The 24,431-nt window shown below is 49.9% G+C and carries 18 protein-coding genes, 4 pseudogenes and 1 CRISPR repeat array; all 22 genes and pseudogenes read left to right on the top strand.

The window, feature by feature from the left end; translation table 11 throughout:
- The first annotated feature begins 1 nt into the window (after position 1).
- The 22 genes and pseudogenes from FEM44_RS05410 (at position 2) to cas2e (ending at position 22,985) form a co-directional block, all read left to right on the top strand.
- Positions 2-2,524, top strand: coding sequence for a type VI secretion system Vgr family protein (locus tag FEM44_RS05410; protein ID WP_135523295.1), 2,523 nt, complete (start codon positions 2-4; stop codon positions 2,522-2,524).
- Entirely contained in the window at positions 2,524-3,807 is a 1,284-nt protein-coding gene (locus FEM44_RS05405; RefSeq protein WP_135523294.1) for a VRR-NUC domain-containing protein, read from the top strand. The genes FEM44_RS05410 and FEM44_RS05405 overlap by 1 nt, the downstream gene beginning before the upstream one ends.
- A gap of 12 nt (positions 3,808-3,819) precedes the next feature.
- Positions 3,820-5,035, top strand: a pseudogene (locus FEM44_RS05400) (DUF3396 domain-containing protein).
- A gap of 16 nt (positions 5,036-5,051) precedes the next feature.
- A pseudogene (locus FEM44_RS05395) lies at positions 5,052-5,458 on the top strand (DUF2345 domain-containing protein); the annotation flags it as partial.
- Between the two features lie 381 nt (positions 5,459-5,839).
- Positions 5,840-6,295, top strand: a complete 456-nt coding sequence (gene tssE / locus FEM44_RS05390) for a type VI secretion system baseplate subunit TssE (RefSeq protein WP_135523292.1) — start codon at positions 5,840-5,842, stop codon at positions 6,293-6,295.
- A 67-nt stretch (positions 6,296-6,362) separates the two neighbouring features.
- The gene (locus FEM44_RS05385) at positions 6,363-6,668 is read left to right on the top strand and encodes a hypothetical protein (RefSeq protein ID WP_033884774.1); all 306 of its coding nucleotides are present in this window, start codon (positions 6,363-6,365) and stop codon (positions 6,666-6,668) included.
- Between the two features lie 54 nt (positions 6,669-6,722).
- Positions 6,723-7,037: pseudogene (locus FEM44_RS25425) on the top strand (type VI secretion system ImpA family N-terminal domain-containing protein); the annotation flags it as partial.
- Positions 7,038-7,379: 342 nt separating this feature from the next.
- A pseudogene (locus tag FEM44_RS25420) lies at positions 7,380-7,511 on the top strand (POTRA domain-containing protein); the annotation flags it as partial.
- A gap of 51 nt (positions 7,512-7,562) precedes the next feature.
- Positions 7,563-8,087, top strand: a complete 525-nt coding sequence (locus tag FEM44_RS25415) for a VasL domain-containing protein (RefSeq protein ID WP_240726891.1) — start codon at positions 7,563-7,565, stop codon at positions 8,085-8,087.
- 507 nt (positions 8,088-8,594) lie between these two features.
- On the top strand, positions 8,595-8,870 hold the full coding sequence (locus FEM44_RS25410; RefSeq protein ID WP_240726881.1) for a hypothetical protein: 276 nt from the start codon (positions 8,595-8,597) through the stop codon (positions 8,868-8,870).
- A 237-nt stretch (positions 8,871-9,107) separates the two neighbouring features.
- Positions 9,108-11,276: an AAA domain-containing protein gene (locus FEM44_RS05370; protein WP_135523290.1), complete on the top strand. Its 2,169-nt coding sequence runs from the start codon at positions 9,108-9,110 to the stop codon at positions 11,274-11,276.
- Positions 11,277-11,758: 482 nt separating this feature from the next.
- Positions 11,759-12,991, top strand: coding sequence for a phosphoadenosine phosphosulfate reductase (locus tag FEM44_RS05365; RefSeq protein ID WP_135523289.1), 1,233 nt, complete (start codon positions 11,759-11,761; stop codon positions 12,989-12,991).
- The gene (locus tag FEM44_RS05360; RefSeq protein ID WP_135410386.1) at positions 12,976-13,614 is read left to right on the top strand and encodes an IbrB-like domain-containing protein; all 639 of its coding nucleotides are present in this window, start codon (positions 12,976-12,978) and stop codon (positions 13,612-13,614) included. The genes FEM44_RS05365 and FEM44_RS05360 overlap by 16 nt, the downstream gene beginning before the upstream one ends.
- 69 nt (positions 13,615-13,683) lie before the next feature.
- Positions 13,684-13,962, top strand: a complete 279-nt coding sequence (locus tag FEM44_RS05355) for a PerC family transcriptional regulator (RefSeq protein ID WP_135523365.1) — start codon at positions 13,684-13,686, stop codon at positions 13,960-13,962.
- Positions 13,963-14,465: 503 nt separating this feature from the next.
- Positions 14,466-17,123, top strand: a complete 2,658-nt coding sequence (gene cas3, locus FEM44_RS05350) for a CRISPR-associated helicase Cas3' (RefSeq protein ID WP_135523288.1) — start codon at positions 14,466-14,468, stop codon at positions 17,121-17,123.
- 97 nt (positions 17,124-17,220) lie between these two features.
- The gene (gene casA, locus FEM44_RS05345) at positions 17,221-18,783 is read left to right on the top strand and encodes a type I-E CRISPR-associated protein Cse1/CasA (RefSeq protein ID WP_138158922.1); all 1,563 of its coding nucleotides are present in this window, start codon (positions 17,221-17,223) and stop codon (positions 18,781-18,783) included.
- Complete coding sequence (casB, locus tag FEM44_RS05340) at positions 18,780-19,319, top strand: type I-E CRISPR-associated protein Cse2/CasB (protein ID WP_001402458.1); 540 nt, start codon at positions 18,780-18,782, stop codon at positions 19,317-19,319. The genes casA and casB overlap by 4 nt, the downstream gene beginning before the upstream one ends.
- 11 nt (positions 19,320-19,330) lie before the next feature.
- A complete protein-coding gene (gene cas7e, locus FEM44_RS05335; RefSeq protein ID WP_135523287.1) occupies positions 19,331-20,386 on the top strand; it encodes a type I-E CRISPR-associated protein Cas7/Cse4/CasC in 1,056 nt (351 codons plus the stop codon).
- Positions 20,387-20,396: 10 nt separating this feature from the next.
- Complete coding sequence (gene cas5e, locus FEM44_RS05330; protein ID WP_135523286.1) at positions 20,397-21,143, top strand: type I-E CRISPR-associated protein Cas5/CasD; 747 nt, start codon at positions 20,397-20,399, stop codon at positions 21,141-21,143.
- Positions 21,125-21,775, top strand: a complete 651-nt coding sequence (gene cas6e, locus FEM44_RS05325) for a type I-E CRISPR-associated protein Cas6/Cse3/CasE (protein ID WP_135523285.1) — start codon at positions 21,125-21,127, stop codon at positions 21,773-21,775. The genes cas5e and cas6e overlap by 19 nt, the downstream gene beginning before the upstream one ends.
- On the top strand, positions 21,772-22,695 hold the full coding sequence (gene cas1e, locus FEM44_RS05320; RefSeq protein WP_135523284.1) for a type I-E CRISPR-associated endonuclease Cas1e: 924 nt from the start codon (positions 21,772-21,774) through the stop codon (positions 22,693-22,695). The genes cas6e and cas1e overlap by 4 nt, the downstream gene beginning before the upstream one ends.
- Positions 22,692-22,985, top strand: a complete 294-nt coding sequence (gene cas2e, locus FEM44_RS05315; RefSeq protein ID WP_000063170.1) for a type I-E CRISPR-associated endoribonuclease Cas2e — start codon at positions 22,692-22,694, stop codon at positions 22,983-22,985. The genes cas1e and cas2e overlap by 4 nt, the downstream gene beginning before the upstream one ends.
- 96 nt (positions 22,986-23,081) lie before the next feature.
- Positions 23,082-24,086: direct repeats of the CRISPR family, unit length 29 nt; unit sequence ATGTTCCCCGCGCCAGCGGGGATAAACCG.
- Positions 24,087-24,431 lie beyond the last annotated feature (345 nt).

Raw genomic sequence — 24,431 nt, 5'->3', positions numbered from 1 at the left:
GATGGATAACCGGTCAGCATTTTTTGACGGGCAGACCCGTTACTTTCTGGAAATTAATGGCAGTGCAGTAAAGCCTGATGTTTTACGCTTTCGTGGCAGGGAAGCACTGAGTGAGCCGTTCCGATGGGATATCGGGTTCACCTCCCGGAATGCGAACATTCCTCCGGAAGAGGTACTGATGAAATATGCGTCGTTGCGGATGCGTAACGGCAAAAATGTCCATGGCATTGTGACCCGTCTGGAATGGCTGTCCACATCGAAAGACCAGTCCCACTACCGGCTTACACTCAGCTCCCGTCTGGCACTGCTGGAGCACACCCGGCAGTGTGCCGTATTTCAGAACCAGTCCGTCCCTGAGGTGGTGGAGCAGGTGCTGCGCAAACACGGGCTGGAGGGCGCTGATTTTGAATTCAGACTGGAACGCGCTTACCCGTCGCGTGAAATTATCACCCAGTGGCAGGAAACAGATTTGCAGTTCATTCAGCGTATTCTGTCTGAGGTGGGGATTTACTGGCGCACGGAGATGGATGATGTGCGCGGACTGGATACGTACATTTTTGCCGACAGCCAGCTTCACTACCAGTTTGATGTGCGGTTGCCTTACAACGAGCCCTCGGGGTTGTTCGACGGCGCAGCAGAATCGGTCTGGGATGTGCGGACCTGGCACAACGTCGCCACCGGCACTGTCACCACGCGTGATTACAACTACCGGACAGCCACCACGCCGATGAATGCGACGGTCAGCGTGCGTAATGATGCGGTCACCACCGGGGAGCATTACCGTTACGCAGCACCTTATCGTGAAGCGGGAGACGATGCCAGCCCGGAGTCGGAAACCGAATCTGGTGCGTTTTACGCCCGGCTTCACCACGAGCGGGAACTCAACAGGTCGACCCGCATTCACCTGTTCAGCAACGCCGCACACCTCTCCCCCGGGCAGGTGCTGGAACCGCAGGGGGATGTCATTACGGACCTGAAGGAAGGGATAGTCCTCACACTGGTGACTTACCGGGGAGCCCGGGATTCCCGGCTGCATGTGTCAGCATGGGGAATGCCTTACAGCGAACGTTACTGTTTCCGACCGGCAGAAATCCCGCGTCCGGTTATCCCGGGCACGCTTCCGGCACGGATTGAGAGTCGCGAGAAGAATGATATCTACGCCCATCTGGACGGGCAGGGGCGCTACCGGGTGAAGATGGACTTTGACCGGGAGGGGACGGAACCCGGATTCGGCTACCTGTGGCTGCGGATGGCAAAACCCTGTGCCGGTGAAACGCTGGGCTGGCATACGCCGCTCAGTGATGGCACCGAAGTAGCGATTGCATACAGCAATGGCGATATTGACCTGCCCTACATCGCGTATGCACTGCACGACGCTGAGCATCCTGACCCCGTGAACCGGGACAATCACACCCGGAACATCCTCAGAACCCCCGCTAACTCAAAACTGCGGATGGAGGACAGGCGCGGTGAGGAGCATATCAAACTCGCCACGGAGTACGGTAAGACACAGCTTAACAGTGGGCATCTGGTGGACAGCCAGGGGCAACTGCGGGGTAAAGGCACAGAGCTGCGTACCGATGAGTGGGGAACCCTGAGAGCAGGGAAGGGGCTTTTTGTTGCTGCGGATGCGCAGGCGAAAGCACAGGGCGAGGCACTGGATATGGATGCCGCGCTGAAGGAAATCGACAGGCTTAATCTGCAACTGCAGCAACTGGAAAATGCCGCAGAACGGGCACAGGCGCTGAAGGCTGATATTGACAGTCAGATACAGATGTTTGAGCAGCGGCTGAAACCGCTCAATGAAGCTGTGCTTTTCTCGGCACCGGAAGGAATGGCGCTGACCAGCGGTGAAGATATGCAGATGAGTGCAGCACGAAATGTGGCTGTCAACGCCGGAGGTGATATCAGTACCGGAACAATGGGCAACCTGACCGCGCTGGCCGGAGAGAGGCTGGGGCTGTTTGCCCGGACCGGTCAACTGAGCGTCAAATCCGGGGAGGGGCCGGTAGAGGTACAGGCGCAAAACGGCAGCATGCGGTTGTTTGCTGAGAAGAAGCTGACACTGAGCTCAGTGAGTGACATCTCCTTTGCCGGGAAAAAACGCATCACGCTGATTGGTGGGGGGAGCTATCTGCGACTTGAGGCCGGGAAGGTTGAATACGGCACGACGGCAACCTGTATGCGTCGGGTGAAGCGGACGATGACGGCGGCTGCGCAGAGTATGCCGATGGCATTCCCCCGTATGAGTACTTCGCATATCTACTCGGCTATCTATCGGTTGCAGGACAAACACGGCAATATTCTGGTCAATACCCCCTATCGCCTCACCACTCCATCAGGTCAGACAGTAACGGGGTATAGCGATAACGAAGGCCGCTCCGTGCCGATTTACACCCGCCAACAGGAGGATGTGGAACTGCATTTTTTTGTTAAAAAACCACAACCCGAAGAAACGATGTGGTTTGTGGGGGAAACCGATACGCAGCAACTGGAAACCGAACTCAGGGAGAGCCTGTCATAATGGAAATGCCCGATTTACCCGAGACACCGACATCTGATATTCCCACCGGGGCGAACAACCAGCCGTGGGACTGCACTACGACGGGTGTCGAAATGGTCGAAAAGCAGTCGCGTTTGCCAACCACGGAAAACCGTCAGTACCTGCATATAAAGGTGGAATACGCCATGCGTTTTCCGCAACTGTCGGTACAAATCCGCCGGAAAGGTAAAACTTACCAGATGAGCCTTAAGCAGACCATTATGAGTGGTCTTATTCGCGTGGATGAAATCGCCCGCAATTACTGCTGGTATTATAAGGCGGAGGTGGCGTTTGATATGCGCACTACGCCGCCACGCCCTTTTCTGAGCAGTACGCTGCTGGAAAAAGACGGTGCTGGCCGTCGCCACACGACCAATCCTTTCCCTGTGCCCGGCAGGGGCATTTACCGCCGCCCGGACGTGATTATTGTTAAAAATAAGGAGGACCGCTGGCCCGGACTGGCGGGGCCGGATACTGAAGGTAATATGCACAGCGATAACCTGGCCCGTCTGGTGGAGGTGAAGTTTCCGGGGGATGTTCTTTCTCGGGAGCAGTACAACGAATATATGCAGATTGTGGGCAGGAACCGAACCCGCATGACCATTCTGGAGATTCACGACTGTCGCCCGGAAGAGCACCAGTGGGTTGACCAGGTGGTCAACGTGACGATGAAAGCCTGGCAGACCAGCGGCGCGAAATACTGGCCGCTGGCTCTTTACCCGCCAGTCTTTATGCCCCGTCCGCCATCAACCCCCGTTGCTGCCAGAATAGAGCCCTGGACTTACGCTGGTAAAGTAGTATCTGACCTCAGTGAGGGGGCGGTGCGTGGTGTGGCTGAAGGCTGGAATGCCCTGTCAAAAGAGATGCAACTGGTCCTGAATTCAGCAGCCAGCTGGCTTAACGACAGCGGTGAGTGGGTTTACCGGCAGGGAAGTGAGGTCTGGGTCTGGGCCAGCCAAACCGGTAAGTCGGTGAAATCCTGGACCAACGCCCAGATTAAGGTCGCATGGACAGAAATACAGCACGCCACCGATATGACGCTTGATATGCTGAAACAGGTGGACTGGGTACAGGTTTTAACCAACGTCGCGAAAACGGTCGGCGTTATTCTGGTTGCTGTGGGTGTCGGCGGACTGGTCGTAACGCTGGGTATCCCGGAAGCCATTATTGGCGCGTTTTTACTGATTGTTCGTCTGGCAATAAGCGCCTGGGGAACACTGGCGACGATTCTCGGTACGGGTACGGCGGTACTGGCAGTTGGTTAAACAGGAGCAGGTATGGAATTGCATGATTTTGAGCTGAACTACATTGAGAAATGGCTGCCGGAAGCCTCCGTGAAATACAAAGACGGCAGTCCGGCAGTCAATCTCGGTCTGATTATCACCGTCTTTTTTAAGGACGGACATACGCCAGAAGTCCGCCGCAGGATGGTGGAGTGCGTGGATCGCTTCTATGGGGAGTTTAAACCCTGGCTGAAAAAAACGATCACCAAAAACTGGGTTGGCATCACTGATAATAACTACGCCAAAAAGCGGCAGGAGATCCTCGATTCAACGCCTGAAGAGATTTTTTCCTGGTATCTGAGTAGCGCAGAGAAGGATTTTTTAGCCCCCGATTACGACATTCTTATCATGGGAAAAAGGGTGTTTCATAATGACAATGACCGTTCAGTTATTAAACTAACATTTCCATTGTCCTTGCTAAAAGAAGCTGATGGTAAAAAGCGATATGAAGCCTGGCTGATGTGGTTGTGTGACAACTTCACCGTGGAAAGTGGTTATGCAGGACTGTCGTTTGCACTTCCTTATGCATTCGAACGGATGTTTCCCTATGAATTCGCCCTGGCGCAGCGTTTTTCCGGGTGTGATGGTGGATTCTCTTGGGACGCTTGAAGGCGGTGAAGCCGTTGAGGGGCTGAAAGGTGCCTGCTGGTACACCATTCTCGGTACGCCGTGGCTGGAAAAACTGGGGGGGGCAGAGAGAGTAAAACATCGTTTAGCTAAAACGCCTGAAATTAGCCTGCTACCCTATAACAATGGTGTTGTACTTAAAGCCGGTGAACTCCCCCCGCCACTGGGAGAGATGAAAACAGAAGGTTTATCGCCGCTGCTGGTGAAGGTGAACCAGGTCATTCGTTCCATTCGCTATGATGGACGCAATGGTCTGCATTTTTACTCAGAATATGAAGGACTTCAGTTTGAAGAAGCGTCTTCAATGGCATGGTTTGCCCGTTTTGACGAAGCCAGCGCCCTGCTCGATAAAGAAGAAATGGGGAAATCTTGCGCCCCCGAACGCATTAAATGCTGGACCGATGAAATAGCGCCCCATGCCGGACAATGGGCCGCGATGGTTAATGGCACCACCGAGTACATCCAGACCCGCGAAGGGCAGAAAATGCCCCCGTTTGAGGATAAGCACGGTAAGCAGCACAGGGCTTGCTGGAAACTGCTGAAACGAGATGACAATGGTAGCGTTTATACACTACCTGAGTAAGGTCGTGTGCTGAATGACCGTGCAGGCCGGAGAGAGGCCGGGGCTTTTTGCCCGCACCGGTCAACTTAGCCTGAAATCCGGGGAAGGGCCGGTAGAGGTACAGGCGCAAAACGGCAGCATGCGGTTGTTTGCTGAGAAGAAGCTGACACTGAGCTCAGCGAGTGACATCTCCTTTGCCGGGAAAAAACGCATCACGCTGATTGGCGGGGGGAGTTACCTGCGGCTGGAGGCGGGGAAATAGAGTACGGTACGATGGCGACGTATCTGCGGCGGACGAAACGGACGATGGTGGCAGCCCCGGCAACAATGCCGCTACCCATACCGCTTCTCCTGGACCTGTATCCACCACTTAATGGCCAAATTTGTATTGAATGTCTCCTCAATGCCATCAAAGTCAACGATGCTATCGTTCAGGGAGCGTAGTCAATGGATGTCACAAAAATGATGCAGGTGCTACAGGATTTGTTTTTATGCTGCTAAATGTACAGCGACTTCGTGATATGGGGTATCGATATCCTGTGGTCGTTAGCCTGTTGTTGATTATCTTTTCTCAGGTCTCAGATTTTCTTGATAATCTGGTGAAAATGAATTTTATATCTTTGTTTATCGATATGGGATTGTTGGTGTTTTTTATAATAATGCTTTCTACGGGATCAAAAAACAGACAGCATATTAATTATTTGAGAAAGCAGCGTCAAAAAGGAAAAGTTAAAATGTCGAATCGATTTTTTACTCCGGTAATCTTCTTTCCAGTGTGTTGATTGAACTATTTCCACGATTAAATGATTATGAGAAGAAGTTGTGATGTCTCATCATAGCCCCTCCCTTTACGAAACCTTATACGGAAATTTTACCGGTGGCCTCGACCTCCATCAGGTCAGTGAAGAAAATCAGGTCATCGTGTCGGTGCTCGATAACATGCAGCGTATTCTGAATACCCGGGCCGGGAGCCTTAAACATCTTCCGGACTATGGGCTGCCGGATATGACAACCGTTCTGCAGGGAATGCCGGGTACGGCGCATCAACTGATGCGCGTGCTTTCAGACGTTCTGCTGAAGTATGAGCCACGTATTAAGCGCGTTGACGTGACGATGCAGGAACAGACTCAGCCTGGTGAGTTGCATTATGTCATTGATGCAGAACTTAAAGATGCCGGGCTGGTTCGTTACGGAACAACATTTATGCCGGAGGGCAGGGTGTTGCTGCGCTATCTTAAGCAACAGCAGTTTGTGGACAATTCATCTTATTATCATGTCTGATTTTTTTATCCGGGCAGCCCCTGTGTGGGTGGTCCGGATGAAAAATATATTTTTTGTGATTTTGATTATGAACCCGTTATTTAACGATATTCAGATGCGTCTTTTTTATCTGAACCACTCGCCGTACTCCTGGCACTGGAATGTCAGATTCAGACCTCAGGAAGCCGTATATATTGGCAGCGATACCTGTCATATCACCATTACCTGTAATCAGTCCGGTTTTCATTTAACCCGGGACGGACAACGGCTGTTCACTGAACGTTATATCAGAAACCTTAATGAGCTGTTACCGGTTCTGAAACGGCGGTGGGATGTGACACCGGCAATTATCCGCGCAGTGGAATACCTTTCCCGGGTACCGGTATCACACTGATGTTCTTTCCGTAACTGTTAATCATGATTTAATACAGCAACACTGAATCTGCCGATGACTTCTGAAGTGAAACTGAAAACCGGTGGTGACCCCCGGTCATTACCGGATTATGCTGCCCTGCGCGATGAAATCAGCAAACTGACCCACCCGGCACGCCCGGATATGGACTGGCGTTACGTGGAAACGCTTTGCCTGCGTCTGTATGAACACAATGGTGTGGAATTACAGACAGCATCCTGGTACACCATCGCCCGGATGCATACAACAGGATTAAGTGGCCTGAATGAAGGACTGGCTCTGATTGTGGCGCTGACCCGGCATCACTGGTCAGTGATGTGGCCGCTGAATACCCACGCCCGGCTGGAAATTATTACCGGTCTGTTCAACCGTCTGCAAAAAACGCTCCGGGCCATGCCACCGGACGACCGTGATAACCTGCCCCTGCTGTATCAGACCGAAACATTCCTGAAGGCACTGAGTGACACACTGGCCCGGCACGAACTTAAACAGAGCAGTAAAGTGGCTTTACCGGAAGCCATGGTGAAGGGATATATCACCCGTCTGGAAAATCAGCCGGTGCAGGGCGAAGCGTCGTCTCCGGTAACCCTTCCTGCTCAGGCACTCCGGTCTGATGCTCGGGACGTACAGGAACATCAGCCCCTGCCGAACTCCCGTCTGGTGTATGTTGTTTCTGAAACAAAAACAGAGCCCACATCCTCCCTTCAAAACACCCCGCCCACGTTTCTGAAACCGTTTGTAACAGGTGTCTGTGCGGCATTGCTGGCTGTCAGCGTGGCCATTCCGGGATGGCAGCTTCTGACACAGCCATCACCGGCGGAGCAGCAACTCAGGGCGCTGCTGACACCACCACCGGATGTGCTTTCAGCAGACCAGATGACACAGCTCAGCGGAACATCCTCACTGTTAAATCATGCGTCAGAGTGGATAACCCTTTCCGGTCAGCAGATAACGCGACTGACAGAATTACCCCCGGCATACAACCTGCAGCGCAGTGCGCAGTTGCTGCAGCAACTGATGGTACTTTTCCCCGATAATCCCCGGGTACAGGAAATGGTGGATAACTGGCAGAAGAGTGTAAGGAGTCGTGCGCTCCCGGAAGAGGCGATGACGGGCTGGAACGAAGGCATGATCCGTTTACAGCAACTGGCTGAGCGCCTGAACTGTCTGGATGAACAGCGGGGAAAATACATGACGGTCAGTGAACTGAAAACGGCGGTGTTTGGCATCATGCAGGCTTTTAACCGACATATCCCGGCAGAAGAGCAGTTACGGCGCTATGGTGAGGCTCGTCAACAAAACGACAGCGAACAGCAGCAAAAACAGGCTGAAATGGCACTGAATCAGTTGATTAATCGTTATCAGATGGAGCTCGCAGGCAAACCGGAGAGACAACCATAATGGTTGATAAAATATGATAATGAAAAATAAACCCAAAAGAATGTGTACACCATGAACAATCAAAGAGATTCGTTTCCTTGAAACTCATTGCGGTGTGAAGAGTGCCCACGAAATAGTGGCATACCAGAACAGAAATATGACAGCAGTTCGGAGTAAGTATTGTTTATTCCACCCACGGTATCCATTCTTAAATTAGGCTGGCAGGCGTTAAAGAGGAGCGTGATAAATGGACTCTTTTTCCTGGTGGAATGGTTGTAAAAAGCAGTGAAAACAGTAAATACAGAGTATCGTGATGAATTAGTGCCCAGGGCTACCAGTATTTAATAACCAGCGTATCGGCATCGCGTTCCTGTAATTCTGGTATTGACTGTTATGACTGAATTCAATGTATATATGGCAGGCGGAAATATGTTAACAGTCCCGGAGTTGTGGAAAATCCTCCGGAGCTAATATCGGGAGTGCCTTAACAATTTTCCGTAAGTTAAATGATAATTTCTGAGTGAGAATATGGTCACGATTTATGTTGACGGTGAAAATAAGACTCATAAAATTACCGACTGGACGCTGTGGGCTGGAAATGACGACGGAGAGGTTATGCTGACCTGTCATTTTCGCAGCGGGAAAAAATATACTCGTCCGCTTTCTGTATGTCAGATAACGCCAACTGTAAATTTGCGAAATGTTTTCCTCGAAAAGAAAGGGGACGCTGTAACATCCCGGGCTGAACGGGTTATTATATATGGTGATAAATATGCTGCTGTTTATTACCGCGAGGGTGAGTGACCCTACATCATGAAAACGACCGGCCTTGACTTTCAACAGTGTTCAGCATTTACAGAGCATGCCGTGTTTAATTACTTGTGTAGGGTGGCTAATGAACGTATTTTTTATGCTCGTGGTAATAACCGAAATATCGATGAGAATATCCTTAGGCAGATAAAGAAAATAGTTCCTCATCCGGATACCGCCTTGCATGCATACTGTTCAGGACAGAGTAAAAAACGTGATTCGCTATGGGGTTTGATTTTTCCGTTTGGTCTTAATGAAAGTCAGTTGCTGGCTGTCGAACGGGCATTCTCCTCACAGATTTCAGTTATTGAAGGACCACCTGGAACAGGTAAAACACAGACTATACTCAATATTGTTGCTAATATATTAATTCAGAATAAAACAGTGGCAATTTTGTCCAATAATAACTCAGCTGTCAGTAATGTTTATGAAAAGATGGACAAACAGCAACTGGGGTATGTGGTGGCACGACTGGGGAGTACGGAGAACAGGCAACAGTTTTTTTCAACGTCGATTTCGCGTTCTGAGGAAGTCTTACCTGACTCACCGTCTGCAAATGCGATTGATGATGTACTTCAACAAGTGAAAAAACACCTGAATGCCATTAACCAGGTCGCTTCGTTAAAAGCAGAAATTAATGAGCTGAATATTGAGTATAAATACCTGCAGCAATGGCAGAGTCAGAATCTTCGACCGGAGGAGCTTTTTTCTCACAAATACCGATTTTCCTCACAAAAAACAACCGACCTGATGGCTTATATTCATTACCTTTCTGACAGGCGGATTGGATTCAGAAACAGAATTGATTTTTTGTTAAACTTCAGGATACTGAAAGTCAAACCATTGATGATTCCGGAGAGAAGGCTGGCACTGTTTACTTTTCTTCAGCTTTCTTATTATGAAAAAACTATCCGGGAAAAACAAATTTCTCTGAATGAATATGAGGAAGTATTAAAAAAATCTGATTTCAAAATTTTACTGGGGAGCCTGACATCATGGTCTGTGCTTTATTTAAAGCAACATCTGCGAAGAAATATTTCAACAAGAAATTCATTCTCGGCAGAGACATACAGGGATGAATTTGACCGTTTTATAAAGCGTTTTCCGGTTATTGGTAGCAGCACGCATTCGATTATTAACTCTATCGGTAAGGGTGCCCTTCTTGATTATGTGATTATTGATGAAGCCTCACAGCAGGATATTATTCCGGGAATACTTGGGCTGGGATGTGCCCGTAATGTAATCGTTGTAGGGGATCGTAAGCAACTTCCACATGTTCCCGTATTACTCCCGAACAGCCCATCTCCACCGGCAGAATACTATAATTGTGAGAAATATAGTCTACTTGATTCGGTTTGTATGTTGTTCAGGAACATGGTGCCAGTAACTCTTCTTAAAGAGCATTATCGCTGTCATCCTAAAATCATTCAATTTTGTAATAAGCAGTTTTATGATAATGCTCTGATACCTCTAACGGTTGATTCAGGTGAAGCCTCATTATCTCTGGTCATCACGGCAAAAGGAAACCATACCCGTAATTTTTCAAATCTCAGGGAGCTTGAATCTCTGGAAGGTCATTACTGGGATGAAGAAAGTAGCAGGGGATACATCGCTCCATATAATGCACAGGTTAATCTGGCTGAAACAGTGCTGCCCGCTGATTTTGTGAAATCGACGGTGCATAAATTTCAGGGGCGGGAGTGCGATGAAATAGTGTTTTCCACTGTGCTGGATAAGAAACGCAGCAGCCAGCAAAGTCGGAACATCGCGTTTGTTGATAATCCTGAACTGGTGAATGTCGCTGTTTCAAGGGCCCGAAATAAATTTACGCTGGTGACTGGTAATGATGTATTTGAACGCCACGCTGGACATATTGCGGCACTGATTCGTTACATCAAATACTACGCTGATGACGGAGAAATTTTCGAGAGCCCGGTGATATCAGCTTTTGATTTGCTGTACAGTGAGTATGACAAATCACTGGAACGACTGAATAGTAGATTGAATTCAAATGATTCACGCTTTAAGTCAGAACAGATTGTTGCCTGCCTGTTGCGGGATATCATGTCGCAGGATAGTTATCGGAGTATGATGTTTCATTCACAAATAGCGCTGAATCAGTTGGTGTTGCTGGAGCGGGGAGATTTTACACACCGTGAGCTGTTATTCATGCGCAACCGGGCCAGTTGTGACTTTGTTGTTTACTATAAGGTCGGGAAGACACCATTAGGGGTTATTGAAGTGGACGGAGGTTATCATCTGACCAGTGTCCAGGCTGAACGTGATGAACTTAAAAACAGTATACTGAAGAAATGTGGCCTGCCATTATTAAGATTACGTACTATAGACAGTGATATAGAAGGGAAGTTGGGAGCGTTTCTGTCAGGTCTGTCAGGCTAATGTCTGAATAAAAAACATTGCAGCGGGAGTCCTCAAGCCTGATTAGGTCATACGCTACACACAATTGTACGAAATCCATGGGCACAGATTTCTTTGTTTTGGTTACATCAACGCATTCCCGATACATATAAAAATAAGTGCTATTGTTCAAAGTTAACAGGAAATGGTTCTGTTGAATAATTCTTTCGTGAATAAACTTTATCAGGGGTAGTTCTATTACAGTGAATACTTCCTGCAAAATGATATTTGAATCGTTTACCATCTGGCATCATATCCCCTTATTTACAAGTTGAAAGGATGGTATAAGTTGAAAGTTTATATTTTTTTTCAGAAGCATTACCAGTAAAAAAGAAGTGAGTAATAAACAAAAATAGATTGATATTTGATGAATTTTATTGTTATTTTTTACCCAAAGGCGGTAATGGTATTAATGAAGTTTATCTGAATGCATAAACAGAATTATTCGACATAAAGTCAGGAAAATGAGTGATACATTTTTAACTGAAAAAATTCTTACTGGAGAAAATGTTCTGCGTGCAGCAACCGCCCGCATTGAGTGGATCTTTGAAACTTTTCAGTCTGTATGCCTGTCTTTTTCAGGTGGAAAGGATTCCACCGTGCTTTTTCATCTGGTGGCAAATGTGGCTCGCAGGAAAAAATGTCATTTCTCTGTATTGTTTATTGACTGGGAAGCCCAGTACCAGTGCACCATTGAACATATTCAGAAGATGCGGGAAATGTACCATGATGTGACGGAAACCTTTTACTGGGTGGCACTCCCCCTGACTACGGTAAACGGTGTCTCTCAGTTTCAGCCGGAGTGGATATGCTGGGAGCCAGGTGTGGAGTGGGTTCGCCAGGCACCTGAAGAGGCTATTACGGATATGGCGTATTTTCCCTTTTACCGGTATGCCATGACTTTTGAAGAATTTGTTCCGGCATTTTCTTCCTGGTTTGCCGGTAACCGGTGTGGAGTGGCAGTGCTGACTGGTGTCCGTGCGGATGAATCGCTCAATCGCTTTATGGGACTGGTGTCCCAGCGCAAACTGAGATATGCCGATGATAAGCCCTGGACAACGGCATCGCCTGAAGGGTTTTACTACACCATGTATCCGCTGTATGACTGGAAAACTCGTGATATCTGGATATATCACACCAGAACCCGGGCTATCTACAATCCCCTGTATGACCTGATGCACCGTGCCGGTGTGCCGTTACGCAACATGCGTGTCTGTGAGCCTTTTGGTCCTGAACAGCGTAAGGGGCTGTGGCTTTATCATGTTCTGGAGCCGGAAACCTGGGCCAGGATGTGTGAGCGGGTGTCAGGGGCTGCCAGCGGGGCACTTTATGCCAATGAAAGCGGGGCTTATTTTGCCCTGCGTAAGCGCATATCAAAACCGGCCCATCATACCTGGCGCAGTTACGCGATGTTCCTGCTGGATGTGATGCCGGAAAAAACGGCAGAACATTACCGCAACAAGATAGCTGTCTATCTCCGCTGGTATCAGACGCGGGGCTTTCCGGATGACATCCCGGATGAACAGGAAAATGACCTGGGGAGCCGGGATATTCCGTCCTGGCGACGTATCTGTAAGACTCTCATAAAGAATGATTTCTGGTGCCGTACCCTCTCCTTCAGTCCGAACAAACCCCGGCACTATGAACGTTATCTGCAGCGTATGAAAGAAAGGAGGAAGGAATGGGGGATTCTGTGACACCGGAGATACTGAGCAACATGATTCGTCAGTACTTCAGCCAGGAACGACCAGAAGAAGAGGCCATACAGGCCCTGAATCATCTGCGCAGGGTGCTTCATGAGGTCAGTCCATTTGCACAGGAGCCTGTGGACTGTGTGCTGTGGGTGAAAGCAGATGAGGTGGTGGCCAACGATTATAACCCCAATGTCATGGCGCCGGGTGAGAAGAAACTGCTGAAACATTCACTGGAGCAGGATGGGTTCACGCAGCCTGTGGTTGTCTCGGAAGAGAAGGAGCATTATCTGGTCGTGGATGGTTTTCATCGTCAATTACTGGGCAGGGAAGCAGGTACGGGAAAACGCCTGAAGGGCTGGTTGCCAGTGACCTGTATTAATCCGGAAAGAAAGGGACAGGCCTCACGTATTGCTGCAACCATTAGACATAACCGGGCCAGGGGGAAGCACCAGATAACTTCAATGTCTGATATTGTCAGGGACCTGTCGCGGCTGGGCTGGACGGATGAACGTATTGGTACGGAGCTGGGTATGGACCAGGATGAAGTTCTCAGGTTGAAACAGATTAGCGGGCTGACGGAGCTGTTTCAGGAAGAGGATTTCAGTCCGGCATGGACGGTTCGCTGAGACCGTCATATATGTATATTATTTCAGTGAGTTAATGTTTTGAGCAGGAAAAAGAGTACCCCGGAAGTTGTGGAAGACACGGTTGCGCAGAAACTGGAGGCTGCTGGTTGCTGGCGCAGAGCTTCTGCCCGCTGGCTTTTCGTTATGGGCAATGTTGAATGTACAGAAGCACAACGGGAGTGGTTGTTGTTGCGACGGGAATATTGTCTGGAGCAGATATTACCGCCAGCATTACCGGAGAAACTGGATATCAGTGAGGTGTCGAAAGCCGCTGATGCCACGCTGAGACGAATGGGTATTGCCAGTCCATCCGGGGAGGTATTCAGAAAAGGTATACCTACCTGTTGATATTCAGGTAACCGGTATTAATGATGAAGAAAGGGATAGCAAACAGTATATCAATGACATGGCAACTTTTATGCGATGAAGAAAACGCCTTCTGAATCAGGCAGAGTTCTAACTTATTCTGCAGGGAATCAGTATAACAGGCTGTGCTGGCTTTATGCTTACGTATGCCCCCTGGTCCCCGCGAAAACAACAGCAGTTGTTCCATCAGCAATAAATTGTTTGTTTGGATTCTGAACTACCTGTCAAAATAAGGGGGAATATAACCGGTGCCGTGATATTTCCGAATATTTACCGACAGAGTATATGACATACAGCCAGACTGCCAAATTATTGTTGTTTTATGGCGGATTATACAAAAAAGGGTGTGCGTTGGAGAATATTGAAGTTTTTGATTTGTCCTGAAATGAAAAGACATTAAAGATGTGTGAAACTATTTTTTCGACTTTTGTAAAGCAATGCAGCGGAAATATATTCAGGTTTGGCATGATGAGACTTTTGTTAATATGACTTTTTGGGATTTTTGGGGAAAAACCCGACGTGGCGAGAAAGAGGGTGGTGACGACTATCACCTCCTTTGCTGGCATTCGCTGGATGTAGCCGCAATGGGCTATTTAATGGTTAAAAGCAACTGCTTCGGGCTGGCTGACTATTTTCGTCAATTAGGTTTCGCTAACACGGAGCAGCCAGCACAATTTTTCGCCTGGTTGTTGTGCTGGCACGATACGGGAAAATTTGCCCGCTCATTTCAGCAACTTTACCTGCACCCACAACTCAGGAGGCCGGAAGGTGCCAGAAAAAATTACGAAAAAATCTCTCATTCAACGCTGGGCTACTGGTTGTGGCATCATTATTTAAGAGGATGCGAAGAGTTGCTTCCTTCATCTTCACTCTCTCCGCGCAAGCTCAAACGGGTAATAGATATGTGGATGCCCGTAACTACCGGGCATCATGGTCGGCCTCCTGACAGTATTGATGAACTGGATAATTTTCTGCCTGAAGATAAAGCTGCTGCACGAGATTTTCTCATTGCAATCAAACCACTGTTTCCGCTCATCGAGATCCCCGCATTCTGGGATGAGGACGAGGGAGTTGAACTTATAAAACAACTTTCCTGGTATATCTCTGCAACCGTCGTACTTGCAGACTGGACGGGATCGTCAACGCGATTTTTTCCACGCGTCGCACAGACAATGGATATTGAAGATTACTGGCAAAAGGCTTTAGTTCAGGCTCAAAACGCCTTAACCGTCTTCCCGCCAAAAGCACAAACCGTGCCTTTCACCGGAATTAATACGCTGTTTCCTTTTATTGAGCACCCGACACCGTTACAGCAAAAGGTACTGGATCTGGATATCAGCCAGCCAGGGCCACAATTATTTATTCTGGAAGATGTGACTGGCGCAGGTAAAACAGAAGCGGCGCTTATCCTGGCGCACAGGTTGATGGCTGCGGGGAAAGCACAGGGTTTGTTTTTTGGCCTGCCAACAATGGCAACGGCCAATGCCATGTACGATCGGTTGGTCAAAACCTGGCTTGCTTTCTATTCTCCAGAATCTCGCCCCAGCCTGGTGCTGGCACACAGTGCCCGCACATTAATGGACCGCTTTAATGAATCACTCTGGTCCGGTGATTTAGTCGGGTCAGAAGAACCGGATGAACAAACGTTCAGTCAGGGATGTGCGGCCTGGTTTGCCGACAGTAACAAGAAGGCGTTGCTGGCTGAAATTGGCGTCGGCACTTTGGATCAGGCGATGATGGCGGTGATGCCGTTCAAACATAATAATCTGCGGCTTCTGGGGCTGAGTAATAAAATCCTGCTGGCTGATGAGATCCACGCCTGTGACGCTTACATGTCGTGCATTCTTGAAGGGTTGATCGAACGGCAGGCGCGCGGCGGAAACAGCGTCATTTTGCTTTCTGCTACGTTATCCCAACAGCAGCGCGACAAACTCGTCGCCGCCTTTGCGCGTGGCGCAGAGGGTCAGCAAGAAGCTCCGTTCCTGGAAAAAGAAGATTACCCCTGGCTGACGCATGTCACGAAATCGGATGTGAATTCACACCGGGTAGCTACGCGCAAAGAAGTTGAGCGTAGCGTGAGCGTGGGTTGGCTCCATAGTGAACAAGAGTGTATTGCGCGTATCGAATCGGCGGTAAGTCAGGGGAAATGCATCGCCTGGATTCGGAATTCTGTCGATGACGCTATTAAGATTCATCGTCAGCTGCTTGCCCGCGGCGTCATTCCTGCTTCCAGCCTTTCACTTTTTCATAGCCGCTTTGCTTTTAGCGATCGCCAGCGAATTGAAACGGAAACGCTGGCACGCTTTGGTAAAGAAGACGGTTCACAGCGTGCCGGAAAAGTCCTTATTAGCACTCAGGTATTGGAGCAGAGCGTTGATTGCGATATGGATGAAATGATTTCCGACCTGGCCCCTATCGATTTGCTGATCCAACGCGCGGGGCGATTACAGCGGCATATCCGCGATATTAATGGTCAGTTAAAGCGTGACGGAAAAGACGAGCGTTCCCCTCCTGAATTGCTGATTCTGGCCCCCGTCTGGGACGACGCTCCTGGTGACGAATGGTTCGGCAGTGCCATGCGTAACAGTGCATATGTCTACCCGGATCATGGGCGAATCTGGCTGACCCAGCGTGTGCTGCGTGAGCAAGGCGCTATTCAGATGCCACACTCAGCCCGCCTTCTTATTGAATCAGTCTACGGTGAGGACGTGGTAATGCCGGAAGGATTTGCCCGCAGCGAGCAGGAGCAAGTGGGCAAATATTACTGCGATCGCGCAATGGCTAAAAAGTTTGTGCTGAACTTCAGGCCCGGCTATGCCGCCAATATCAACGATTACCTCCCTGAAAAACAGTCGACACGTCTGGCTGAGGAGTCTGTTTCCCTGTGGCTGGCTACCTGTATTAACGGCGTGGTGAAGCCTTATGCCACCGGTGCTCACGCATGGGAGATGAGTGTTGTCAGAGTGCGTCGAAGCTGGTGGAAAAAACATCGGGATGAATTTTCTTTACTGGAAGGGGAAGCGTTCAGGCAGTGGTGCATTGAACAGCGGCAAGATCCGGAGATGGCAAACGTGATTTTAGTTTCCGATGACGAAAGTTGCGGGTATTCGGCTACGGAGGGATTGATTGGAAAGGTTGATTGAGATGCCTGCGACAGGACTCTCTGAATAGTTGATACACAGAAAAAGATGGAAGGATGGACAACCGGCCAGGGATGGTCTTTTTTACGAGAGGATGCGTATGAACTCGTTTTCACTTCTGACAACCCCGTGGTTGCCCGTTCGTCTTAAAGACGGAACGACAGGCAAACTGGCGCCAGTCGATCTGGCGGATGAAAATGTTGTCGATATCGCTGCGCCGCGGGCAGATCTCCAGGGGGCGGCATGGCAGTTTTTGCTGGGGCTACTACAAACCAGCTTTGCGCCAAAAGATCACCGTCGTTGGGATGATATCTGGGAAGACGGACTGGAAGTTGAAAAGCTACGGGAAGCATTGCTGTCCTTAGAGCACGCTTTCCAGTTTGGGCCAGATTCCCCTTCATTTATGCAGGATTTCGAGGCGCTCACCGGAGATAAAATTCCGGTCGCTTCGCTACTGCCTGAGATTCCCGGCGCTCAAACAACGAAGTTTAATAAAGACCACTTTATTAAACGTGGCGTGACTGAACATATATGCCCTCATTGTTCCGCGTTATCTCTGTTCTCCCTACAGTTAAATGCGCCGTCAGGTGGCAAAGGCTACCGCACCGGTTTGCGCGGCGGTGGGCCGATGACCACTCTGATTGAATTACAGGAATATCAGGGCAATCAACAAACGCCCTTGTGGCGCAAACTGTGGCTCAATGTGATGCCGCAGGATGAATCCGACTTACCGTTACCCAAAAAATTTGATGATCTGGTTTTCCCCTGGCTTGGCCCGACGCGAACCAGCGAACTGGCCGGTGCGGTGGTAACCTATGATCAGGTCAATAAACTCCAGGCGTACTGGGGAATGCCGCGCCGTATTCGTATTGATTTTAATACCACTCAAGTCGGTAACTGCGATATTTGCGGTGAGCAGAGCGACGCGCTCCTGAGCCTGATGACGACAAAAAATTACGGTGCGAATTATGCCATGTGGCAGCATCCCTTAACGCCTTACCGTGTACCCCTTAAAGAGGGAGGCGAGTTTTACTCCGTAAAACCACAACCGGGCGGTTTAATCTGGCGCGACTGGTTAGGCCTTATCGAAACGGGTAAATCAGAAAACAATACGGAACTTCCCGCTTTGGTGGTGAAACTCTTCAATGCCAGCAGTCTGAAACAGGCAAAAGTGGGCCTGTGGGGATTTGGCTATGATTTCGACAACATGAAAGCGCGCTGCTGGTACGAACACCATTTCCCGCTGCTGCTCAATAAAAAAGAAGGCCAGATACCGAAACTGCGGCTGGCTGCGCAAACGGCTTCACGAATTCTGAGTCTGTTACGGAGTGCATTGAAAGAAGCATGGTTCTCCGATCCAAAAGGCGCACGGGGGGATTTTAGTTTTGTGGATATCGACTTCTGGAACAAAACTCAGCATCGCTTCCTGAGGTTAGTGCGCAGAATTGAAGAAGGTCAGGATGCGGATGAATTACTCGGCAAATGGCAAAAGGAAATTTGGTTATTCGCGCGTCAGGATTTTGACGAGCGTGTATTCACCAGTCCATATGAGCCCGTTGATTTGAAACGCGTCATGACCGCGCGCAAGAAATATTTTACAACATCGGCGGAGAAGCAAAATGCTAAAGCCGCCAGGGAGAAAAAGCAGGAGGCTGCTGAATGAGCATTGTAAAAGAGGAGCACAAAGCCACGCTGCGTAAATGGCACGAAGAGTTGCAGGCTAAACGCGGCAATCGTGCCAGTCTGCGGCGTAGCACAACGGTTAATGATGTTTGCTTGTCAGAAGGGTTTCGTTCTCTGCTGATGCAGACCCACACTTTGTGGAAAATTGAAGCACAAGAGTGGCGTTTTACCGCACTGGCGCTGGTCGCCGCAGTTAGCGCCAATGTAAAAGCTATTGATGAACGGCAGCCTTTTGCCGCGCAGCTGGCGGCAGTAATGTCTGAGGGACGTTTTACTCGTCTGTCGGCAGTAAAAACGCCGGATGATTTACTACGTCAGTTACGTCGCGCGGTCAAATTATTAAATGGTTCCGTCAATCTTATCTCTTTGGCAGAAGATATTTTCCGCTGGTGCCAGGAGAGCGACGACCTGCTCAATCATCACCGCCGACAGCAGCGGCCAACCGAATTTATCCGTATCCGCTGGGCGCTGGAATATTACCAGGCTGGCGACGCCGATAACGAACAAAATCAATAAAGGACTATCTCATGACGACATTTATTCAGCTTCATTTGTTAACCGCTTACCCTGCTGCCAACCTTAACCGTGATGATACCGGTGCGCCGAAAACTGTGGTGCTGGGTGGAGCAACACGACTGCGTGTTTCCTCGCAAAGTCTGAAGCGTGCGTGGCGCACTTCTGCACTTTTTGAACAGGCACTGGCGGGCCATATTGGTATTCGCAGTGGGCGTATTGCGCGTGAGGCGGCAACTATCCTGATTGAGAAAGGAATCGAAGAGAAAAAAGCCATCGAATGGGCGGCAAAAATTGCGGATTATCTTGGAAAAGCTAAAAACGACAAAAAACCAAAAGATCCGCTCAGTAACGCCGAAACTGAACAGTTAGTCCATATCAGCCCGGCAGAATTTGACGCCGTAAAAGCGCTGGCCCATCAACTGGCAGAAGAAAAGCGCGCGCCAAAAGAGGAAGATCTCTCTTTGTTACGTAAAGATCGCATGGCGGTAGATATCGCCATGTTTGGTCGTATGCTGGCGAATAAACCTGAGTTTAATGTTGAAGCCGCCTGCCAGGTCGCGCACGCGTTTGGTGTCAGTGAAACGATTGTCGAAGATGATTTTTTCACCGCCGTTGATGATTTACGCCAGGCTTCTGAAGATGCCGGTGCCGGGCATCTGGGAGAAACCGGATTCGGTTCTGCGCTCTTCTACACCTATATCTGCATTGATAAAGATCTGCTGGTAGAAAACCTCGGCGGTGACGAAGCGTTAGCTAATCAGACCATACGCGCCTTTACGGAAGCCGCGCTCAAAGTCTCTCCAACCGGAAAACAAAACAGCTTTGCCAGCCGGGCTTATGCCTCCTGGGCGCTGGCAGAAAAAGGCACCGATCAACCGCGTTCTCTGGCGGCAGCTTTCTATGAACCCATTAATGGCACCCGTCAGTTAGAGGTGGCGGTGCAGCGTATTACAACTCTTCGCGAAAACATGAATACGGTCTACGAACAGAAGACCGATTACGCAAGTTTTGACGTGATGAACAAACAGGGAAGCATGAAGGACGTGCTGGACTTTATCTGCGCGTAAGGGGCGGCTTATGAGCCAATATCTGATTTTTCAGCTTCATGGGCCGATGGCATCCTGGGGCGTCGATGCCCCCGGCGAAGTGCGTCATACCCATGAACTGCCTTCGCGCTCAGCATTGCTGGGGCTGCTGGCTGCCGGGGTAGGGATCCGGCGTGATGATACCGAACGCTTAAACGCGTTTAATCGCCACTATTCACTGGTGGTTTGCGCCAGCCGTAACCCGCGCTGGGCACGGGATTATCACACGATCCAGATGCCAAAAGAGGTGCGTAAAGCGCGTTATTTCAGCCGTCGCGAAGAGTTGAGCGATCCTGCTCTTCTGAGCGCGATTATCTCCCGGCGCGACTACTACACCGATGCCTGGTGGATGGTGGCTGTAGCAAAAACTACCGATGCGCCATACAGCCTCGAGCAGTTGCAGGAAGGTTTACGCCATCCGGTTTTTCCGCTTTATCTGGGGCGAAAAAGTCATCCGCTGGCATTACCTCTTGCGCCGTTACTGTTCGAAGGCAACGCGTCTCATGTCTTACGTAACGCATACAAACAGTATCAGGATCATTTCCACAAACTGAAAGTCTCACTCCCGAAACTTCAGGATGAATGCTGGTGGGAAGGGGAGCACGATGGCCTGGTCGTGAGCAAAATATTACGCCGCCGGGATGTTCCTTTAAATCGTCAGCAATGGCTGTTTGGGGAGCGCACCATCAATCAGGGGCCGTGGCTCAGCAAGGAGGAACCATGTACCTCTCAAGAATAACCTTACATACCGGCCAGCTTTCGCCTGCGCAGTTGCTGCATCTGGTGGATCGCGGTGAATATGTGATGCATCAGTGGCTGTGGGATCTTTTCCCTGGCGGAAAAGAAAGGCAATTTCTTTATCGTCGGGAAGAACTCCAGGGCGCGTTTCGCTTTTTTGTCCTGTCGCAGGAATGTCCGGCGGAAAGTGAAATTTTCACCATCGAATGCCGACCATTTGCGCCGGAGCTGCGTACCGGACAATCCCTTTGCTTCAACCTGCGGGCGAATCCAACCATCTGTAAAGCGGGCAAGCGCCACGATCTGCTGATGGAGGCGAAACGGCAGGTGAGGGGGCAGGCGGAAGGAATTGATGTCTGGTTGCATCAACAACAGGCTGCGCTGGACTGGCTGGCAGCGCAGGGGGAAAGAAGCGGTTTTACACTGCTGGATACTTCGGTTGATGCCTACCGACAACAGCAACTCCGGCGGGAAAACGCCCGGCAACTGATCCAGTTCAGTTGCGTGGATTATACGGGGATGCTTACGGTCACCGATCCCGGATTATTTCTGCAACGTCTGAGCCAGGGGTATGGCAAAAGCCGGGCGTTCGGCTGTGGTCTGATGCTTATCAAACCCGGAGCAGAGGCATGACGTTTGTACCGCTGAGCCCGATCCCATTAAAAGATCGCACCTCCATGATCTTCCTCCAGTACGGTCAGATCGACGTACTGGACGGCGCTTTCGTACTGATCGATAAAACCGGGATCCGCACGCACATTCCGGTGGGATCAGTCGCCTGCATTATGCTCGAACCCGGAACGAGAGTTTCCCACGCGGCGGTACATCTTGCCGCCACGGTGGGAACACTGCTGGTCTGGGTAGGTGAAGCGGGTGTTCGCGTTTACTCATCCGGACAACCCGGTGGGGCGCGGGCAGATAAATTACTCTACCAGGCAAAGCTGGCTTTAACGGAAGAGCTACGGTTGAAGGTGGTGCGCAAAATGTATGAATTACGTTTTCGTGAGCCCCCGCCAGCTCGCCGTTCAGTGGAGCAGCTACGGGGAATTGAGGGCTCCCGTGTTCGCCAGACCTATGCATTACTGGCGAAACAATATGGTGTGAAATGGAATGGTCGCAAATACGATCCTAAAGACTGGGAAAAAGGTGATGTTGTGAATCGCTGCATCAGTGCTGCCACATCATGTCTGTACGGTATTTCTGAAGCTGCAGTATTAGCTGCGGGATATGCGCCCGCTATTGGTTTTATCCATAGTGGCAAACCGCTTTCATTTGTTTATGACATAGCCGATATCATTAAATTTGATTCGGTTGTGCCAAAGGCATTTGAAATAGCAGCGAGGCAACCCGCAGAACCAGATAAAGAAGTGAGGCTGGCCTGTCGTGATATTTTCCGTAGCAGTAAGTTAACGGGCAAATTAATTCCGTTAATCGAGGAAGTGCTTGCCGCAGGTGAAATTGAACCACCACAACCCGCGCCGGATATGTTACCGCCTGCCATCCCTGAACCTGAAACGCTGGGCGATAGCGGTCACCGGGGACGCGGCGGATGAGTATGGTCGTCGTTGTTACAGAAAATGTCCCTCCGCGCTTACGTGGACGGCTCGCGATCTGGCTCCTGGAAGTGCGTGCCGGTGTTTATGTCGGAGATACGTCCAAACGTATTCGGGAGATGATCTGGCAGCAAATCTCTCAACTGGCAGGTTGCGGAAATGTGGTGATGGCCTGGGCGACCAATACCGAGTCGGGTTTTGAATTTCAGACCTGGGGTGAAAACAGACGTATTCCGGTGGATTTGGATGGGTTACGGTTGGTTTCTTTTCTTCCTGTTGATAATCAATAAGTTATCCGTTATTAAAAAATAAGTAAATGTTTGAATTTAGTTGGTAGATTGTTGATGTCAAATAAAGTTGTTTAAAAACAAACATATATGCTTAGTATGTTCCCCGCGCCAGCGGGGATAAACCGTTCACCGGTAAACCGGTGGAGTGCCGGATGGCATGTTCCCCGCGCCAGCGGGGATAAACCGTTATTCAGGACACCTGAGCCATTTCCCTTCAGATGTTCCCCGCGCCAGCGGGGATAAACCGAGATTACGCCAAAAAACTAAAGGCAATCAGAAATGTTCCCCGCGCCAGCGGGGATAAACCGGCAGACCACTGAACAGCTGATGTTCATGGCTGATGTTCCCCGCGCCAGCGGGGATAAACCGAAATCGCCCGTGAGTGGGGAGAACAGCCTGGAATGTTCCCCGCGCCAGCGGGGATAAACCGGCATTCTGTCCAGCATTGGTCAGAGCGGACTGATGTTCCCCGCGCCAGCGGGGATAAACCGAAAGAGCATCTTTCCACCCGGTACCATTGCTGATGTTCCCCGCGCCAGCGGGGATAAACCGTTTTCCCTGACGTGAAAATACCTTCAGGACGCATGTTCCCCGCGCCAGCGGGGATAAACCGCTTATCTCTTTTGTAGTATAGAGTCAGTTGATATGTTCCCCGCGCCAGCGGGGATAAACCGGCAGAAATGGTAAGCGTTGGCTGCAAATTGCCATGTTCCCCGCGCCAGCGGGGATAAACCGTTACAGCAAACTATCACAGCGCGACGTTGATCATGTTCCCCGCGCCAGCGGGGATAAACCGGCAGGATCAATGCGTTCTGTGTTGTCTGATATATGTTCCCCGCGCCAGCGGGGATAAACCGCAATTTACGTAACCCAGCCGACTTTTCCGGACATGTTCCCCGCGCCAGCGGGGATAAACCGCAGCTATGGCTTCCATTAGTCTGATTCAACTGATGTTCCCCGCGCCAGCGGGGATAAACCGTTCCGCTCCGGTTCCGGTCAGTTTGTGAATGAATGTTCCCCGCGCCAGCGGGGATAAACCGCAATATACCAGCCGCCCGGAGAACGCCACGAAGTGTTCCCCGCGTCAGCGGGGATAAACCGGCTCACTCTGATGCAGTTTATGTAATTCACGAGTGTTCCCCGCGTGCGTATTTTCATGGAAGGAGATCAGTGAAGGTAATTTAAAAATGCCAGTTACTCACCGATCTCCTTCACGATAATACGCAGTCAGTTTGCACATAATCCCCCCATCTTTTGCAATAGACGTGTTTTCTCTGGTGGGGTGATTACCCAGTCTTTTTTACTGTGTCTGACCTTTTGTACTGTAGTGCAGTTGTAATGCAAACCTCCCGGGCTTTTGGGAGACAGCATTTCAGTCCTGGTTCCATCATTACCATTTTGTTGATTCGAAACGAAAACCTTCATCAAAATCGATCGATTTTACCG

Source organism: Escherichia sp. E4742 (assembly GCF_005843885.1).
Classification (GTDB): domain Bacteria; phylum Pseudomonadota; class Gammaproteobacteria; order Enterobacterales; family Enterobacteriaceae; genus Escherichia.
This window is presented reverse-complemented; position numbering and strand designations above follow the sequence as displayed.